The sequence below is a fragment of the Brachybacterium fresconis genome (assembly GCF_017876515.1).
GTDB classification, from domain to species: Bacteria; Actinomycetota; Actinomycetes; order Actinomycetales; family Dermabacteraceae; genus Brachybacterium; species Brachybacterium fresconis.
The window spans coordinates 2,112,110-2,129,212 of record NZ_JAGIOC010000001.1 but is presented as its reverse complement, the minus strand read 5'-3'; the positions used below and the strand labels follow the sequence as shown (position 1 = coordinate 2,129,212).

General features: G+C 70.1%; 13 protein-coding genes. 10 read left to right on the top strand and 3 right to left on the bottom strand.

The annotated features are described in order from the left end of the window. The first annotated feature begins 24 nt into the window (after positions 1 to 24). Both JOF44_RS09670 and JOF44_RS09665 read left to right on the top strand, forming a co-directional pair. Positions 25 to 567, top strand: coding sequence for a type IV toxin-antitoxin system AbiEi family antitoxin domain-containing protein (locus JOF44_RS09670; protein WP_209890312.1), 543 nt, complete (start codon positions 25 to 27; stop codon positions 565 to 567). After that, positions 564 to 1,496, top strand: coding sequence for a nucleotidyl transferase AbiEii/AbiGii toxin family protein (locus tag JOF44_RS09665; RefSeq protein WP_209890310.1), 933 nt, complete (start codon positions 564 to 566; stop codon positions 1,494 to 1,496). The genes JOF44_RS09670 and JOF44_RS09665 overlap by 4 nt, the downstream gene beginning before the upstream one ends. 274 nt (positions 1,497 to 1,770) lie before the next feature. Here the strand turns inward: JOF44_RS09665 and JOF44_RS09660 are convergent, their stop codons facing one another. Then, the gene (locus JOF44_RS09660) at positions 1,771 to 3,051 is read right to left on the bottom strand and encodes an ROK family transcriptional regulator (protein WP_209890308.1); all 1,281 of its coding nucleotides are present in this window, start codon (positions 3,049 to 3,051) and stop codon (positions 1,771 to 1,773) included. 91 nt (positions 3,052 to 3,142) lie between these two features. Here JOF44_RS09660 and JOF44_RS09655 point away from each other — a divergent pair, with 91 nt between their 5' ends. The 6 genes from JOF44_RS09655 (at position 3,143) to JOF44_RS09630 (ending at position 9,500) form a co-directional block, all read left to right on the top strand. Then, a complete protein-coding gene (locus JOF44_RS09655) occupies positions 3,143 to 4,393 on the top strand; it encodes an ABC transporter substrate-binding protein (RefSeq protein WP_209890306.1) in 1,251 nt (416 codons plus the stop codon). A gap of 5 nt (positions 4,394 to 4,398) precedes the next feature. After that, complete coding sequence (locus tag JOF44_RS09650) at positions 4,399 to 5,301, top strand: carbohydrate ABC transporter permease (protein WP_209890304.1); 903 nt, start codon at positions 4,399 to 4,401, stop codon at positions 5,299 to 5,301. Next, complete coding sequence (locus JOF44_RS09645; RefSeq protein WP_209890302.1) at positions 5,301 to 6,194, top strand: carbohydrate ABC transporter permease; 894 nt, start codon at positions 5,301 to 5,303, stop codon at positions 6,192 to 6,194. The genes JOF44_RS09650 and JOF44_RS09645 overlap by 1 nt, the downstream gene beginning before the upstream one ends. Positions 6,195 to 6,196: 2 nt before the next feature. Then, positions 6,197 to 7,567, top strand: coding sequence for a sulfatase family protein (locus tag JOF44_RS09640; protein WP_209890298.1), 1,371 nt, complete (start codon positions 6,197 to 6,199; stop codon positions 7,565 to 7,567). Between the two features lie 294 nt (positions 7,568 to 7,861). Next, a complete protein-coding gene (locus JOF44_RS09635) occupies positions 7,862 to 8,302 on the top strand; it encodes a GlcG/HbpS family heme-binding protein (RefSeq protein WP_209890296.1) in 441 nt (146 codons plus the stop codon). 58 nt (positions 8,303 to 8,360) lie between these two features. Next, positions 8,361 to 9,500: a glutathione-independent formaldehyde dehydrogenase gene (locus tag JOF44_RS09630; protein ID WP_209890293.1), complete on the top strand. Its 1,140-nt coding sequence runs from the start codon at positions 8,361 to 8,363 to the stop codon at positions 9,498 to 9,500. A 41-nt stretch (positions 9,501 to 9,541) separates the two neighbouring features. On the opposite strand, the gene JOF44_RS09625 is transcribed toward JOF44_RS09630, so the two are convergent. Both JOF44_RS09625 and JOF44_RS09620 read right to left on the bottom strand, forming a co-directional pair. After that, a complete protein-coding gene (locus tag JOF44_RS09625; RefSeq protein ID WP_245348908.1) occupies positions 9,542 to 10,861 on the bottom strand; it encodes an FAD-binding protein in 1,320 nt (439 codons plus the stop codon). Next, positions 10,858 to 12,225, bottom strand: a complete 1,368-nt coding sequence (locus tag JOF44_RS09620; protein ID WP_209890291.1) for an MFS transporter — start codon at positions 12,223 to 12,225, stop codon at positions 10,858 to 10,860. Before JOF44_RS09620 ends, JOF44_RS09625 begins: the two co-directional genes overlap by 4 nt. A gap of 345 nt (positions 12,226 to 12,570) precedes the next feature. On the opposite strand from JOF44_RS09620, the gene JOF44_RS09615 reads away from it, so the two are divergent. Then, on the top strand, positions 12,571 to 14,472 hold the full coding sequence (locus tag JOF44_RS09615; RefSeq protein ID WP_209890288.1) for a hypothetical protein: 1,902 nt from the start codon (positions 12,571 to 12,573) through the stop codon (positions 14,470 to 14,472). Positions 14,473 to 14,610: 138 nt separating this feature from the next. Next, positions 14,611 to 17,070, top strand: coding sequence for a PEP/pyruvate-binding domain-containing protein (locus JOF44_RS09610; RefSeq protein WP_209890285.1), 2,460 nt, complete (start codon positions 14,611 to 14,613; stop codon positions 17,068 to 17,070). The last annotated feature ends 33 nt before the right edge of the window (positions 17,071 to 17,103 follow it).

Here is a 17,103-nt window from a genome sequence, read left to right as displayed (position 1 = left end):
CTTTTGACACATCGGAGGGGGATCATGGGCTACCGACGCGATCTGTGGGAAATCGCTGCAGAGCAGAACGGCATCGTCACTGTCCGCGAGGCCGAGGAGGCAGGAGTTCCCGCCGTGGAGGTGCGCAAGCTCGCGCACCGTGGAGCACTGCTGGCCTACGGCAACGGCGTGTATCAGCACCGAGACGTCCCTGCGACCGAGCTGACCCAGTCCGCGGCCGCTGCTGCGCTGGTCGGCGACGGGGCCTTTCTGCACCGCGAGGCCGTGCTCGATCTCTTGGGACTGGGGCAGGTCAATCCGCGCCGCATCCGGGTCGCGTGCCGTCGACGGGTGCGCAGGAGTCTTCCCGAGTGGGTTGACCTCGAGACGCGCAACGACGTGCCCGATGAGGACGTGACGTGCTACGAGGGCATCCCGGCGACCACTGTCCGTCGCGCGCTGGAGGACCTGTACGACAGGATGCCGCCGAGGCGCTGGAAGGCGCTGGCCGACCAGGCGCTCCAGCGCGAGATGATCGATGAACGCGACGCTGCCGAACTCGGTCACGGGAAGCAGCGCACCGTATGAGCGCCGCGGTCCCACCGCTGAACATTGCTCAGCTGAACTCTCGGCTCGAAGAGTCATCTCGTGAGCTCGGGGTTCCCATCGCCCGCGTGCGCCGGATGCTCTGCACGCTCATCGTGTCTCAGATGCTTCCGGACGCTGTCGCGGTCAAGGGAGGTATGGGTGTCAAACTCCGACTCGGGGAGCGCGGGACACGGGCCACAGCCGATCTGGACGTCTCCACTCGGCAACGTGGCACAGTCTTCGAGGACGTGTTCCGAACACGACTGGCACAGGGGTGGGGTGCGGTGTCCGCGACCAAGGGCGCGCTGCGCCGAGATCCTGATGCTCCGGAGCGCGTGGCATTCACCGCGACCCTGAGACCGCGGCGGTTGCATGACCCTGGACTCGTTCGACCCCAGTACGTCATGCATCCCTACAGGGTCACGATCTCCTTCCTCGGGCGCGAGTGGGCGGGACTGGACGTCGAGGTGTCCGATCCTGAGATCGGGCCACGTGCCCATGCCCGCCGCGTCGTCGACAGAGAGCTCGTCGCGCTGGGGGAGCACTTCGGATTCGGGGAGCTGCAGCCGGTGGAGCTCATCGACCTGGAGCACCAAATCGCGCAGAAGATCTACGCAGTGACGGACCCCAGCGATGTGCGTGCCCATGACCTGGTGGATCTGCAGCTCCTCTGGGAGGCCGGCCCGGAGGTGGCCTCGTTGCGGGAGGCCTGCGTGCGCACGTTCGACTTCCGTCGCGGGCAAGCGTGGCCGCCGTTGCCCCTGCGTGACATGGACGGCTGGGAACCTGCTTATCGTGACGCCCGTGAGGAGACGGAGAACGGCGGCAGCTCGCTCGTGCTGGACGACCTCGACTCGGCGCGAGCGTGGTTCGAACAGGTGATCTCGTCCATCGACGCGGCGTCGTGCGAGCGCGACGGTGGGCTCTGAACGCAGGGTTGATGGTCAGGCACTCCGCCCAGTCACGTGAGCCATGGGGACGCCTGGCGCGGTCCGGCCGTCATTCTGAGACTTCGGCGTTGCCGCCTCAACGCAAAGGGGGCGATGCATCGCCGCGACGTCGCCGGGCCGACCTTCGCAGCGTGTTGCCGTTCGAGCTCGTCGGTCTCCACGCTGTCGGCGAGCACCCAGAACTATCCCATGGCGATCATGGTGCTCCGGCGGGCGCCTGCCCGCCGTCGGTCAGACGTGCGTCCGTCCGCGCTCACCCCAGATACAGGTGCCCGGGTGCATCGAACATCGTCACCGACATTGCCAGGGAGGCCGCCCCCATCGCGCCGACGTGTCCTCCGACGGCGGTGCCGCGCACCTCGACCCGGTGGTCGTCGCGGGCGACGAAGTGCTCGTTGACGAGTTCCGGGACGACGCGCAGGCAGGACGGAGCGAAGGCTGGCCACTGAGGTCCACCGAACACGATGGCATCCAGGTCCAGCAGGTTCGCCAGCTGCATGCCGACCCGCGCGAGCCCGCGGGCGGCGTGATCGAGGATCTCGCGCGCGCCGGGGTCGTCGTCGACCTCCGCCCGGCGCGAGAGCTCGAGCAGGGCCGTTTCGACAGCGCGCGCGTTGCTCGTACTGGTCTCCGAGGGCAGCGCGCCGCGGGCGACGGCCTTCTCCACGATGCCGGCAGGGAGCGAGGCGACGGAGACGCAGCCGCGCCCGCCGCAGTCGCAGCGCTCGCCGTCGGGGTCCGCCGTCAGATGGCCGATGTTCCCCAGGTGGGACAGGCGGCTCGCGGCACCCGCGGAGCCGCGCAGCGTCTCCCCGTCCAGGACGAGGCCGGCCGAGACCCCGGTGCCGAGATAGAGGAAGGCGAGGTTCTCGGCATCGCGCGGGGATCGCCAGATCTCACCGATCGCCGCCGCCGTGCTGTCCTTCTCGACGACGACGGTCAGCGCGAGGCGCTGGGCGAGCTCCACCCGCAGGTGCACGTGGCCCCAGCCCGGCAGCAGGGGAGGGCCGATCACGGATCCGTGCTCGACGTCGAGGGGGCCGGGCGTCGCGACCCCGAGTCCGATGACCAGTTCGCGGGTCACGTGGGCCTCGGTGAGCAGGACGTCCACCTGCTCTTCGATCAGGTCGAAGACGTGTGAGGGGCCGGGGGCCTCCGGGGTCGGGACGACGAGGCTGTGCACGCTCTCGCCGGCCAGGTCGAGCAGAACGAGGCTCAGCTGCGCCGGATCGATGTGCAGTCCGAGGGAGTAACGGCCCGTCGGCTCGACCTCGTAGATGATGCGCGGTGCCCCCATTCCGGACCGCACCCGGCCGGATTCACGGATCAGCCCGGCAGTCACGAGACGCTGGCAGATGTTCGAGAGCGTCTGCATCGTCAGCCCTGTGCGCTGGACCAGCTCGCTGCGACTCGTGCCGGGGGACCGGCGGATCAGGTCCAGCACCAGGACCTGGTTGTACTCGGCCACGCGCGGCAGGTTCGTGCCGCGCCGCGCGGATCTCTCCGTCGTCGGGTCGGTGGTCCGCGATGCCATGCCTCGATGCTACGACCACCGGAACCCATTGACACTGTCAAATTGATCATGTCTACTGACGCTCGCATGACAATGGCGAGGAGGCCTGCTCATGAGACGACGAACGGTGCTGGCAGCAGGGCTTCTGGCCGCGCCGCTGGCAGGCTGCGCCGACCGAGGCGCAGAGGGCGAGCGCGTCTTCCGGCAATTCGACCCGGCGAATCAGGTGGGCGGACTCGTCGAGACGATCGAGTCCTGGAATGCGGAGCATCCCGATTACCGCATCGCGATGGAGACTCTGTCGCCGAACAACCCGCAGCAGTTCGCCCGCGAGGCCAATGCCGGCTCGGGCCCCGACATCGCGCAACTGGCCTTCACCGATGTCTCCTTCATGGCCGAGCCACGCATCCTCACTCCGCTGGATGACCTCATGGCGTCCTCGCCCGCCGAGGGCGGTGACGATCTCCTCGCCACGGACATGACCACCTACGACGGGTCGATGTGGGCCGTGCCCTGGACCGCGGACACGATGGCCCTCGTCTACCGCCCGGACGTCCTCGAGCAGGCCGGCATCTCCGAGACGCCGCAGGACTGGGAGGAGCTCGCCGAGGTCGCCGCGAAGATCACCCAGGATTCCGGCGGCGAGGTCAGCGGATTCGTCTTTCCTGCGGGTGCCCAGTTCTCCAGCGCACAGTGGTTCCCGATCAACTACTACCTCTGGGCCCACGACTCCGAACTGATCCGGGCCGACGGGGACACCTGGAGCGTCGGCGTCAGCCAGCAGCAGCTCGTGGACACGATGGAGTACTTCAACAGCTACTTCACCGAGGGGATCACCCCGGTGTCCATGCAGGCCACCACCGACTACGGGGACCCCAGCATCATCGGCTCCCTGGACGACGGCACCTGCGCCATGACCTTCATGCCCCCGGCAGCCTTCCGCACCGCCCGCGAGAGCGTCGGGGCCGAGCTGATGACCGCCCCGATGCCCGGGGGTCTCGAGGACGGTGCCACGCACCTCGGAGGGCGAGCGCTGGGCATCAACGCGAACTGCGAGGAGCCCGAGGCGGCGTGGGAGTTCGTGAAGTTCCTGATGAGCCCGGAGACCTTCGAGAACTACCCCCAGTACCCGGCCTCGGCCACGACCCTCGACCAGGTCGACGTCGACCCCTCGGAGCAGGGATACGTCGACCAGCTCCCGCACGCCGAATCCTTCGCGCGCTACGCCGATGCACCGATCACCATCGCCTCGCTCCAGGCGCTGGTGAACCAGCAGTTCTCCGCCGTCTACTCCGGCCAGTCCGAGCCGCCGGACGCAGCGCGGAAGATCATCAGCACCATGACCACCGGACTCGAGGAGTGAGGGGCATGGGCACCATCCGACTCCGTTCGCTGCAGCCGTACCTGCTCAGCGCCCCAGCACTGCTCGTGATCGGGCTGCTGTTCCTCGTCCCCTCGATCTACAACGTGATCCTGGCGTTCCAGAGCCTGTCGCCCTACCAGTCGCCCGGAGACGCGGAATCGGTAGGGTTCGAGAACTTCAGCGACCTGTGGAGCAGCGGCGAGCTGCCCAACGCCGCGTTCAACACCGTCTTCTGGCTCACCGCGATGAGCGTCGTGCTGCGACTCCTGGCCGGCCTCGGCCTCGCCCTCGCCCTGCAGTCCCCGATCCTGCGGCGGTGGAAGCTGCGTGGGCTCTCCCGCACGCTCATCCTCATCCCCTGGATGGTTCCCCAGGTGGTGGCGATCGCGGCGTGGCGATGGATCCTCGACGGCAATTCCGGGGTGCTGAATCAGGCGCTGAATGCCCTCGGGATCATCGACGGCGCGATCCCGTTCCTCGCACAGACCAGCACGGTCTGGTGGTCGATCATCGCGATCATCGTCTGGCGCGAGCTCCCGTTCGTGGTCATGGTCCTCGTCGCCGGCCTGCAGTCGATCCCGTCGGAGCAGTACGAGGCGGCGTCGGTCGACGGAGCCGGCCGATGGACCTCTCTGCGCAGCGTCACTCTCCCGAACCTCCGGCCGGTGCTGACCATCGTGGTCCTGGTGACGGTCATCCAGACGTTCAACAACTTCGTCTACGTCTGGCTCACCACCGGGGGAGGCCCGGGCAACTACACGGCGGTGCTGGCCACCGAGCTGTACTCCGCGGCGTTCTTCGACAACGAGCTCGGCACCGGAGCGGCGATCGGCCTGCTCATGACCGTGATCATGGCGATCTTCGCCGTGCTCTACCTGCGTGTGACCGCGACCAAGGAGGACGCGTGATGACGATGACCCACCAGGTCGGCACGAGCCCGGCGATCACGACTCGGCGCCGCCGCTCGCCGGAGCGCCGCCGACCCCAGGATCTGCTGTTCCTGATCCCCTTCGGGCTCGTGCTGGTCGTGATCGTCTTCCCCGTCGTGTGGATGTTCTACAGCTCCTTGCGACCCGCCCAGGAGATCTCGCAGGGCATCACGGCGCAGACCGTGTTCTCGGGTCTCAGCCTGGACTCGTACGCCCGATTGTTCGACGAGACGAACTTCGGGCGTTACCTGCCCAACAGCATCATCGTCTGCGGGATCGGCACCGTGATCACCGTCGTCGTCGCCACGCTGGCCGGCTTCGCCCTCTCCCGCTTCTCGTTCCGAGCCAAGCCCCTGGTGATGATCATTCTGGTCGCGACCCAGCTGCTGCCGTTCGTCGTGCTGATCACCCCGGTCTACCTGTTCTTCGCCGAGCTGAGACTGCTGAACTCCTTCGCGGGCCTGATCATCGTGTACGTGGCGATCACGACCCCACTCGCCACCCTGCTGATGACCGGATTCCTGAACTCCGTGCCGAAGACGCTGGACGAGGCCGCCCGGATCGACGGAGCTTCCACCCTCACCGTCATCACGCGCGTGATCGCTCCGTTGGTGTGGCCCGGCATCGTGACCGTCGCCGTGACCGCGTTCATCGCCATGTGGGACGAGTTCCTCTTCGCCCAGGTGTTCCTCACCAGCGAATCCCTGAAGACCGTGCAGGTCGGCATCGCCGGTCTCTTCGGCGAGTACGGCACCGACTGGGGCGTCGTCATGGCCGCCTCCGTCCTTGCCGCCCTACCGACGATCGTGCTGTTCTCCCTCCTGCAGCGCCGGCTGGTGGCCGGCATGACCGCAGGAGCCGTGAAGGAGTGACCGTGGCCCCGACCCCGCACAGAGCCCCGAACATCGTGATCCTCTACGCCGACGACCTCGGCTGGGGCGACCTGGGCTGCTTCGGCGCCGAGGACATCCCCACCCCGCATCTGGATGGCCTGTGCCGGGGCGGCGTGAAGCTCCCGCAGTGGTACTCCAACTCCCCGGTGTGCTCGCCCTCGCGCGCCTCCCTGCTGACCGGCAAGCACCCCGGCCACGCCGGGGTGGAATCGATCCTGGGCGGCCGGCGCGACACCCCCGGCCTGCCCGCCCAGCCGACCCTCGCCTCGCAGCTGAAGGAGCGCGGCTATCGCACCGGGATCTTCGGCAAGTGGCATCTCGGGGCGGACGCGGCCTACGCGCCGGAGCACTACGGGTTCGATGAGACCTTCGGCTTCCGCGCCGGCTGCGTGGACTACTACTCCCACATCTTCTACTGGGGCCAGGGCAATCCTCTCCATGACCTGTGGGAGGACGGCGACGAGGTCTGGCGCAACGGCGAGTACCTGACCACGCTGATCGGGCGGCGCGCCGCGGACTTCATCACCCGCAGCGCCGAGGACGGACCGTTCTTCTGCTACGTCCCGTTCAACGCCCCGCATTACCCGATGCACGCCCCCGCCGAACACATGGCTCGGGTCGCGCACCTGCCCGAGGGTCGGCGAGAGACGGCCGCGATGATCGCGGCGATGGACGACGCGATCGGCGAGATCCTGGCGGCGCTCGATCGCAGCGGGACGCGCGAAGACACCCTGGTGATGTTCTCCTCGGACAACGGGCCCTCCCGAGAGAGCCGCAACTGGCTGGACGGCGAGGAGATCTCCTACACCGGCGGCTCCTCCGGCGGCCTGCGCGGCTCCAAGGGCTCCGTCTTCGAGGGCGGCATCCGCGTACCCGGCATCCTGTCCTGGCCCGCGCAGCTGCCCGCGGGCACTGTGTTCGAGCAGGCCGGAATGATGATGGACGTGCTGCCCACCGTGCTGGACGCGTCCGACGGCGCCGCCCCCGAGCTGCCGGACGTCGACGGGATCTCGCTGCTGGATGTGCTGCGCGATGCCTCGGCGGACGGAACGAGCACGGGGGCCGACGACGACGGGATCGGCGCGGCCGACGCCGTCGGCCCGTCGGACGCCGCGCGGCGCAGCCTGGTGTGGAGCTACCAGGGCCAGTGGGCCGTGCGCCGGGGCCGCCACAAGCTCGTCGTCGACGCCCGCGAGGGCATGGACCCGCCCGCCACCGTGGGCAAGGCGCTGTACGACCTGGAGGCGGACCCGGCCGAGACCGTCGACCTCGCCGCGGAGGCACCGGAGACCCTCGCCGCGCTGGAGCGGGAGCTGTCGGCCCACCAGGAGCGCGCCGCCACCTGGCGGTAAGAGCCCGCAGCTGACCAGCCGCGACTGCCCACCCCAGGGGCATCGGCCGCGGCGTAGCCCGCGCTCGCCCGCGGACCTGCGCCATCCCAGGGGCATCGACCGCGGCGTAGCTCGCGCTCGCCCGCGGACCTACCGTCCGGCAGATCTCCGCCTCTGCTCTGTACAACCGTCCTCCGCAGGCGCAGGGTGGGGAGCGAGAGGGTGCCCCGCCTGGCGCCCGCCCGTTGCACCTCCAGCGGACGCCCGGTCGGGATGCACCGCGAGCGCGCAGACAGCAGCGCTCGGGAAGGAGGAATGAGGAAGGGCATCGCCCAGAAGGCCGACATCACCCTCGACCTCGCCCAGTCCGTGCTCGAGGCGGGACTGCGCCACGCGAGGGACTCGGATCTGCTGATGAACATCGCCGTCGTCGACGCCGGCAGCAACCTGACGACCTTCGCCCGCATGGACGGCGCGTGGCTCGGCAGCATCGACATCGCCATCACGAAGGCCCGCACCGCCCGGTACTTCGACATGGAGACCGCGCAGCTCAGCCCCATGGCTCAGCCCGGCGCACCGCTGTACCACATCGAATTCTCCAACGACGGCCTGATCACCTTCCCCGGCGGCATCCCGCTGCAGCTCGAGGACGGCGCCGTGGTCGGCGCCATCGGAGTCAGCGGCGGAAGCGTCGAGCAGGACCAGGCCGTCGCCGAGGCCGGAGCGCAGGCGTTCCGCACGGCGACCGCGTCCTGACCACCGGCACCGGAGAACTCGGCGGAGCCGACTCCGCCCCAGCACAGGAAGGATCATCATGAAAGCCGTCGTCTATGAAGGCCCCTACGAGGTCACCGTCAAGGACGTCGAGGACCCGACGATCCAGGATCCCACCGACGTCATCGTCCGCATCACCACCACGGCCATCTGCGGCTCCGACCTGCATATGTACGAAGGGCGCACCGCCGCGGAGCCCGGCATCACCTTCGGCCACGAGAACATGGGCATCGTCGAGGAGGTCGGCCCCGGCGTCGCCACAGTGAAGAAGGGCGACCGTGTGGTGCTGCCCTTCAACGTCGCCTGCGGGTTCTGCAAGAACTGCCGCGCCGGCAAGAGCGCGTTCTGCCTCACCGTGAACCCGCCCGGAGCCGGCGGCGCCTACGGCTACGTCGGCATGGGCCCCTACAGCGGCGGCCAGGCCGAGTACCTCCGCGTGCCCTTCGCCGACTACAACTGCGTGCCCCTGCCGGAGGGCATGGAGCACGAGTCCGACTTCGCGCTGCTGGCGGACATCTTCCCCACGGGCTACCACGGCGTGGAGCTGTCGGGCATGCGCCCCGGAGACACCGTTGCCGTCTACGGCGCCGGGCCCGTCGGCCAGATGGCCGCGTACTCCGCGCTGCTGCGCGGCGCCAGCCGCGTCTTCGTCGTCGACCACATCGGCCACCGCCTGGACATCGCGAAGGACATCGGCGCCGAACCGATCAACTTCGATGACGGCGACCCGGCCGAGCAGATCACCGACGCCCTCGGCGGCGAGGGCACCGACCGCGGTGTCGACGCCGTCGGCTACCAGGCGACGGCCAAGGGCGGCGAGGAGCAGCCCGCGATCGTGCTCAACCAGCTGGTCGACACCGTCCGCCACACCGGCGGCATCGGCGTGATCGGGCTGTACCTGCCCTCGGACCCCGGCGCGCCCAACGAGCACGCCGCCAAGGGGGAGCTGCTGTACCGGATCGGCCGCTTCTTCGAGAAGGGCCAGACCATGGGCACCGGGCAGGCCGACGCGAAGCGGTACGCCCACCAGCTGCGCGACATGATCACCGAGGGCCGGGCGACGCCCAGCTTCGTCGTGTCCCAGAACCTGCCGCTGTCCCAGGCGCCCGACGCCTACGACCGCTTCGACAAGCGCGAGAAGGGCTACTCCAAGGTGCTGCTGCACCCCGGCATGGACTGAGACGACGGTCCGCGTCCTCACGCCCCGGAACCTCCGAGGCGTCAGGCCGGTGCGGTCGGCAATCCGAGGGTGCGCTCCAGATAACCATTGCGGAAGACGCGGTTCGGGTCCGTCCTCTCGGCGAGCCGTCGGAAATCCTCGAGACGCGCAATCTGCTCCTGGATCTGGTCCCCGCGGAGCGTGAACCACTTCCCCCAGTGCGGGCGCGGGGAGAACGGGGCCAGCGCCTCCTCGACGACCGGGAGCACGTCGAGTACCGCAGCGGGATCGTTCCGCCAGGTCAGGTGGATGCCCAGGGACTCCTGTCGGTACGCCGGGCTGAGCCAGAGCCCGTCGGCCGCGACCGTGCGCAGCTCGGAGACCAGCACCAGGTCCGCGAACCGGTCGGCGACCGCGAGCAGGGCGCGCAGCGCCTCGGGGCCGCGATGGCGCTCGACGAAGTACTCGGTCTGGATCTCGTCGCCGCGGCTCGGGTTCGCATCGAGCCGGAAGTGGGGCAGACGCTGCCACCACGGACCCGGCACCCCGCCCTGCTCCGTCTGGTTCGGATTCTGCCCCTCGGCCCTCTCCCCGTCAGCCGTGCGGGCCCACCGCGCGCCCCAGCGGGACGGGTCCAGCGCCGGATCCCAGACGTCGGTGCGGGACTTCAGCCAGACCTTCCCGGCGATCTCCGGATCGTGCCAGGAGGGCATGACCGAGACGCTGTAGGCGCAGGACAGGATCTCCTCGAGATGCTCGAGCAGGGACGACCAGGGCAGGTCGAACCAGACGTCCTGGCGCACCTCGAAGTCCGGGACCAGATCGAGCGTCACGGCGGTGACGATGCCGAGCGCTCCGAGGGCGAGCACCCGGCCGCTGAAGTCCGGGCAGTCCTCTCGTGTCCACCGCTGCACTGCGCCGTCGGCGGTGACCACCTCGAGACCCGACACGACCGAGGAGAGGCTGCGGTGGGTCACGCCGGACCCGTGGGTGCCGGTCGCACACGCCCCGGCGACGGAGATGTGCGGCAGCGAGCCCATGTTCGCGAGGGCCCAGCGGGTCTCGCCCAGCCGGGCGGCGACGCGCCCATAGGTGCTGCCGCCGGAGACGGTCACCGTGCCGGCGGCGTCGTCGAGCTCGAAGCGCTCGGGCAGCGCCTGGACCGACACGAGCGTGCCCTCGGTGTCGGCGATGTCGTTGAAGGAGTGCCGGGTGCCTAGCGCGCGCAGGCGCGGGGAGGCGGCGACGACCTCCTGCAACTCCTCGACGCTGTGCGGGGAGCGCAGCTCCCGTGCCACGAAGGCGTGGCTGCCCGACCACGTCGTCCCGATGTCCTGCATCGCGTCCTCCTCCTGGTGCGGCGGGGCGGGGGCATCGCTCATGAGCCTGCGCCCTGTCCCTGTTCGACCCCGACATCCTGCCCCGCGCCGACGGGCGCCGGCTCGGCGAGATCATGGTGGAAGGTCTCCCCGGCGCGCCAGATGCACAGCGCGCTGATCGCGCAGGCGAGCAGGAGGTAGGCACCGGCCGGCCACCAGGAGCCCGCGAGCGCCGTGAGGAAGACGGCGATGGCGGGCGTGGGCCCGCCGCCGATCAGCGCCGAGCCCTGGTAGACGATGCCCAGGCCCGTGTAGCGCACGCGAGTGCCGAACAGCTCGGCGAACAGCGCGCTCTGGATGCTGAACATCAACCCGGTGCCGAAGGCGTGGACCACGATGATGATCGCCCAGGTGGCCAGCGCATTGCCGAGCGAGAGGATCGGGAAGTACAGCAGACCGCCGCCGACCGCGCAGATCGCGATGCCGGTGAGGTAGACGGGGCGCCGACCGATCCGGTCGGAGACCCTCCCCGCCAGAGGCAGCACGAACAGCTGGACCGCGGAGGAGATCACGAAGCCCGTCAGGATCATCGCGCTGTCCATCCCCAGCGTGGACGTCACCCAGGAGACCGCGAAGACATTGATGATGTTGAAGGTGACGGCGTCGGTCATGCGCGCGCCGATGCCCAGCAGCACGGCGCGGGGCTGCTCGCGCAGCAGCGCCAGCAGGGGAGCGGAGCGCTCCTCGGTGGCGTCCTTCTCGAAGGCGGCGGTCTCGGGCAGGTGGCGACGGATGTAGAACCCGAGCGCGAGGAAGGGACCACTGAGCAGGAAGGGGATGCGCCACCCCCAGCTGAGCAGCTGGTCCTGGGGCAGCTGCTCGACCAGCGCGAAGATCCCGCTGGAGGCCAGCAGGGCCGCGGGCGTGCCCAGTTGGTGGAAGCTGCCGGCCAGGCCGCGCTTGCCCCGCGGAGCGTTCTCCAGCGCGAGCAGCGAGCCCCCGCCGTACTCGCCGCCGATCCCGATGCCCTGGATCAGGCGCAGCAGCACCAGCAGGATCGCCCCGAGGCCGCCGGCGACGGCGTACGAGGGCAGCAGGCCCATGGCGAAGGTGCCGCCGCCGATGAGGAACACCGTGATCAGCAGCACCGGCTTGCGACCGATCTTGTCCCCGAAGTGGCCGAAGATGATCGCCCCGAGCGGGCGGGTCAGGAATGCGACGGCGAAGGTCCCGAAGGATTGCAGCAGCGCGACCGTGGGGGAGGCCTCGGGGAAGAAGACCTGCGGGAGGATCAGTGCGGCGGCCGTGCCGTAGATCCAGAAGTCGTACCACTCCAGGAAAGCACCGGTGAAGGCGGCGAAGGTGGCGCGGCGGGAGGTCGCCGCGGCGGATTCTGACCCCGGTGCGCGGGAAGGGGCGGACGTCATCGTCGACCTGCTTTCGTCTCGGGCGCCGTCACGCTGCGTGACGGCCGTCGCGCCGACCGTGGCGACAGCGACCCCAAGGACGCTAGAAGTGCCGATTTTTTCCGTCAATGTTTCGACAGAAATCGCCTGAAAAACAGTGGGTTCTTGACGTCATCGGGGGTCTCCCAGCGGTGCGCACCTCCTCGGCGCACCGAACTCTGCGCATTCGTTGCTACCCGGTGCTATGGCAACCACAGCGCAGAGCTCGGTCCTGTCTCGCCGCGGCGGAGCGCCGTTCTGCTGCGTCTCCACCGTGAGTGTTGCCGAATCGTTATGATGCAGCGGTCGTCGAGAGGACCGATCCGCATGCCACCTCGTGCCGCCGCCCTGCGCGCCCGGGCCCGCGCCGCCGCCCGGGACGCCCTGTACAGCCCGCCGTCTCGCGCGCTCGCCCGCGCCGTCGCTCACGGTCCCCGCGCCCGCCGCGTGCGCGCGGCGGTCGAACGGAGCAAGCGCGGACCGATGCTGCAGCGCCTGGCGTCGGAGACCCTGCCGCGCGACACCTTCTACCTGCGCCTGACGATCACGAACGGGCGGACGTTCGACGGGCAGGTGTTCCGCCTGTTCCAGGGCGACCGCGTCGTCTACGGCGACCAGATCTCCGCGCCGCCTGCGGGGCAGCACCTGGAGTACAGCAACATCATCGTCACCTCGGACGACCCGTCGGACTTCACCGTGGACCTGCCCGTGAAGCACCGGATCCACGTCGGCCGCGGAGCGTTCACCACCGAGGAGCAGGACAGCTACGACCGGCGCTACCAGGTCGAGCAGCACGGCGACGTGCGGTACTCGATGCGGGGGAACACGGCGAATCCCTCGCGGATCCTGGTCACCTTCCCCGGGTTCCCGCCGGCCACCTCACGGGTCTCCTACGCGGTCAGCTACCTCAAGGCGCTGTCCGCCGCGGACCTGACCGACACCCTCATGGTCTGCTTCCAGGACCGCTACGGGGTCGACGGGACCTACATGCTCTTCGACAACGCCGGTCGACCCCTGCACGACCGGGTCACCGCCGCGATCACCGACCTGCTCGAGAAGCATGGGCTCGACCAGCGCGACGTGCTGCTGTTCGGGGCCTCCAAGGGGGCTTCGATCGCGGCGATGATCGCCCGCGATCTGCCCGCCGCGCGGCAGGTGCTGGTGGTGCCGCAGATGAATCTGCCCTACTACTTCTCCAAGCCCGTGCTGCGCGACGGCCTGTACCGCGACCGGCGGGTGTGGGACATCGAGCAGCCCTCCACGCTGCTGCGCCGCTACTTCGCCGAGGGCCGGCGGATCGACTGGTTCTACTCCGACGCGGACCAGGGATCGAACTATTCGCTCATCGAGTACGCCCGTGACGTGCCGGGCCTGACGAAGCATCGCATCGACGCTCCCCATGCGAAGGTCGCCAAGAAGTCCCTGCCCACCGTGCTCTCGCTGCTGCGCGCCTTCGCCGCCGGGAAGGACGAGGACGCCGAACCGCACCCGATGCCGTGCCGCGAGCTCGAGGCCACCGCGTATGAGGACGGCGTTCAGTTCACGGCCCGCCTCGAGGACGTCGCGGAGCTCAAGGATGCCGCGAACGTCTATCTCGAGGGGACCCTCGGGGCCACCCGGTTCCGGCAGCTGCTGACCACGAGCGAGGACGATCCCGCGGTGCGCACGACGACGCTGAAGCAGCGGTTGGACCCCGCGCTGCACCCGGTCGACGCCCTGACCCGCGTGGTGGCCTTCGACGGGACCGCCCGGACGTGGTCCGGTCAGGTGCCCGCGGTGACGACGACGGACGGTGCGCCGGCGCCGGTCGGGGCGGAGCCGGTCCCGGTGCCGGTGCCGGAGGAGCTGACCTGCCACGCCGAGGCGCCGCGCGAGTACGCGGTGCTCGGGGCGAGCAACCGTCCCTCCACGCAGGTCCGGTACGTCTCGACCGAGATCGACCCGCAGGCCGAGACGGCCGAGCTCGTCGTCGTCCCGTCGGACCGACTCCCGCAGGAGCCCGCGGGGTCGGGGGAGGGGGTGCGGGCCCGCTTCGTGATGGCCGCCCGGGACGGCTGGCGCGATCTGGACCTGCTCGCCCGCCGCGCGGCGCTGACCGCGCGGGTCGACGCGATCCGCGTGGTGATCGAGGACCCGGACATCCCGGATTCCCAGCTGCGCGCGGTGCGGAAGCTCTACGGCATCGAGGTGATGGTCACCGACCACCGCGCCGAGGAGATCACCGCCTGATGCGGGCCCGCCGTATCGGCCGTCCGCGGGGCTGCACGGAAGGTGACGCGGGGCGATCCTGATCGGGCCTGGCGTCGCTCCTGACACGCCCGCGACGGTATGGGAGGATCCGCGCACGCGATCAGGAGGCAGAGTGACGTGAGCAGCACCGCACCGCGGGACGGGAACGCCGCAACCGTGATCCCGCTGGGCCGGATCGACGCACAGATGCTCGATCTCGTCGGCGGGAAGGCCCTCGGACTCGCCCGCATGATGGCCGCGGGGGAGCGCGTCCCGCCCGGCTTCTGCGTGACCACCCGCGCCCCTCGCACCGGGGGCGTCCCGCGCGAGGAGGTGCTGGCGGCCTACCGAGAGCTCGGCGAGGGACCGGTCGCGGTGCGCTCCAGCGCCACGGCGGAGGACCTCCCCGAGGCCAGCTTCGCCGGCCTGCAGGACACCTTCCTCGACGTAGAGGGCGAGGAGGCCCTCCTCGAGGCGATCGAACGATGCTGGGCCTCCCTGCACAGCGACCGCGCCACCGCCTATCGCGACGACCTGGAATGGGAGGGCGAGGCGCAGATGGCCGTGGTCGTCCAGCGGATGATCGCGCCGCGCGCCGCCGGGGTGATGTTCACCGCGAACCCGATCACCGGTACCCGCGGCGAATTCGTCATCGACGCCACCTCGGGCCTGGGGGACGGCATCGTCGACGGCTCCGTCGAGGGCGACCACTACGTGCTGACGGACGCGGAACCCCCGAACGCACAGGGCGTGCTGACCGTGCAGGACCTGACGGCCCTGCGCGCGGCCGGCCGCCGCCTCGAGGCCGGCGCCGGAACGCCGCAGGACGTCGAGTTCGCCCTGGACGAGGAAGGACTGTGGCTGCTGCAGTCCCGCTCGATCACCACCCTCTTCCCCCTGCCCCCGCACGAGGGCGAGGACCTGCGCGCCTACATGGAGGTGGGCCACATGCAGGGGTTCCTCGCCCCGTTCACACCGCTGGGGATGTCCGCTCTGCTCGACGTGGCCGGATGGTGGGGCCGCCGTCGCGGCATGAAGCCCTACATGGACTCGATGACCCCCATCGGCGGGCGGCTGTTCATGGACCTCACCGCGGTGCTGCGCCACCCCCGCCTGCGCGAGCGGACGGCGGCCGCCATGGACATCTACGGCGCCGACATCCGCCGCGATGTGGAGAAGCTGCTGGAGAACCCGGCCTTCGCCCCGCGCGAGGAGAAGCTCGTGGACGCCGGCGCGCTCGTGCGCGAGCTCGGACCCCTGCTGCCCGGACTCGTGCTGGACGCCGTCACCGCGGTGCTGGCCCCGACACGGACCACACGACGCGCCTTCGAGGTCCTGCAGTCGATGTACGACCGGCCGCCGTTGCCGGAGAGCCTCCCCGCCGCCGAGCGCATCCCCGCGATCCGCACGCTGCTCGGCCCCGGTATCGGGCGGGCGATGATGCCGCTGATCATCCCCCTCATTCTTGGGCTCTCCGCCCGGGGCATCGCCGAGCGACTGCTGGGCGACACGGCGACCACGGAGGAGATCGACGCGATCGGGCGCAGCATGCCCCACAACATCACCACGATCATGGATCTGGAGCTGTGGGACATCACCCTCCGCGCCCGCGAGCACGGGGACCTCTTCCGCGACACTCCGCCCGACCGGCTCGCCGGCCAGTACCTGGACGGTGCGCTGCCCGAGATCGGGCTCGGCGAGTTCCTGAGCCGATTCGGCTACCGCAGCGCACAGGAGATCGACCTCGGTCGACCGCGCTGGAGCGAGGACCCCGCGCCCGTGTTCGCCGCGCTCGCCGGCTATCTGCGCCTGTCCGAACCTCAGGCCGCCCCCGACGCGCGATTCGCCCACGGTCGCGAGGAGGCCGAGCGCACGCTCGACCGGGTCGTCGGCCGCGCCGCCCGCACCCGCCCGCTGCGGGCGCTCGCTGCCGGCCTCACCCTGCGGCGCTGGCGATCGCTCGCCGGGCTGCGGGAGATGCCCAAGTTCCTGTGGGTCATCCCGCTGCTGGACTGCCGCCGTCAGCTCCTGCGGCTCGGCGAGCAGCTGCAGGAGGAGGGCAGTCTCGAGGACGCTGCGGACATCGTCTTCGTGACGCTCGAGGAGGCGCAGGAGGCCGCCGAGACCGGCCTCGATCTGCGCGACCGCGCTCGTGAGCGCCGCGCCGAGCATCGGCGCGAGAGCCGCCGCACCCAGGTTCCGGCGCTGCTGCTGTCGGACGGCACCATCCCCGCCGACACGCCCGATCCCCATGCCACGCCCCTCGAGGAGGACGCCCATCAGCTGGTGGGGAAGCCCGCCGCGAGCGGCCGAGCCACCGGACCGGTCCGCGTCGTCACCGATCCGCGCACCGCCGCCATCGAGCCCGGCGAGATCCTGGTCGCGGCGACCACCGACCCGGGCTGGACCCCGCTGTTCCTCACCGCCGCCGGGCTCGTCACCTCGACGGGCACGCCCGTCGCGCACGGCCCCACGGTCGCTCGCGAATACGGCATCCCTGCGGTGATCTGCCTGCGCGGCGCCACCGAGCGCCTGCGCACCGGACAGATCGTCACGATCGACGGCTCCACCGGGACGGTCGAGCTCGAGGAGGGGTGAGCTCACTCCGCCCCTGCCCGCGGGGGCCGTATC

What these genes read in the sequence shown, in the direction of transcription:
- JOF44_RS09650 (WP_209890304.1), top strand. Translation starts at nt 4,399, where the DNA reads ATGGGCACCATCCGACTCCGTTCGCTGCAGCCGTACCTGCTCAGCGCC.
- JOF44_RS09670 (WP_209890312.1), top strand. Translation starts at nt 25, where the DNA reads ATGGGCTACCGACGCGATCTGTGGGAAATCGCTGCAGAGCAGAACGGC.
- JOF44_RS09660 (WP_209890308.1), bottom strand. Translation starts at nt 3,051, where the DNA reads ATGGCATCGCGGACCACCGACCCGACGACGGAGAGATCCGCGCGGCGC.
- JOF44_RS09655 (WP_209890306.1), top strand. Translation starts at nt 3,143, where the DNA reads ATGAGACGACGAACGGTGCTGGCAGCAGGGCTTCTGGCCGCGCCGCTG.
- JOF44_RS09625 (WP_245348908.1), bottom strand. Translation starts at nt 10,861, where the DNA reads ATGAGCGATGCCCCCGCCCCGCCGCACCAGGAGGAGGACGCGATGCAG.
- JOF44_RS09635 (WP_209890296.1), top strand. Translation starts at nt 7,862, where the DNA reads ATGAGGAAGGGCATCGCCCAGAAGGCCGACATCACCCTCGACCTCGCC.
- JOF44_RS09620 (WP_209890291.1), bottom strand. Translation starts at nt 12,225, where the DNA reads ATGACGTCCGCCCCTTCCCGCGCACCGGGGTCAGAATCCGCCGCGGCG.
- JOF44_RS09630 (WP_209890293.1), top strand. Translation starts at nt 8,361, where the DNA reads ATGAAAGCCGTCGTCTATGAAGGCCCCTACGAGGTCACCGTCAAGGAC.
- JOF44_RS09615 (WP_209890288.1), top strand. Translation starts at nt 12,571, where the DNA reads ATGCCACCTCGTGCCGCCGCCCTGCGCGCCCGGGCCCGCGCCGCCGCC.
- JOF44_RS09665 (WP_209890310.1), top strand. Translation starts at nt 564, where the DNA reads ATGAGCGCCGCGGTCCCACCGCTGAACATTGCTCAGCTGAACTCTCGG.
- JOF44_RS09645 (WP_209890302.1), top strand. Translation starts at nt 5,301, where the DNA reads ATGACGATGACCCACCAGGTCGGCACGAGCCCGGCGATCACGACTCGG.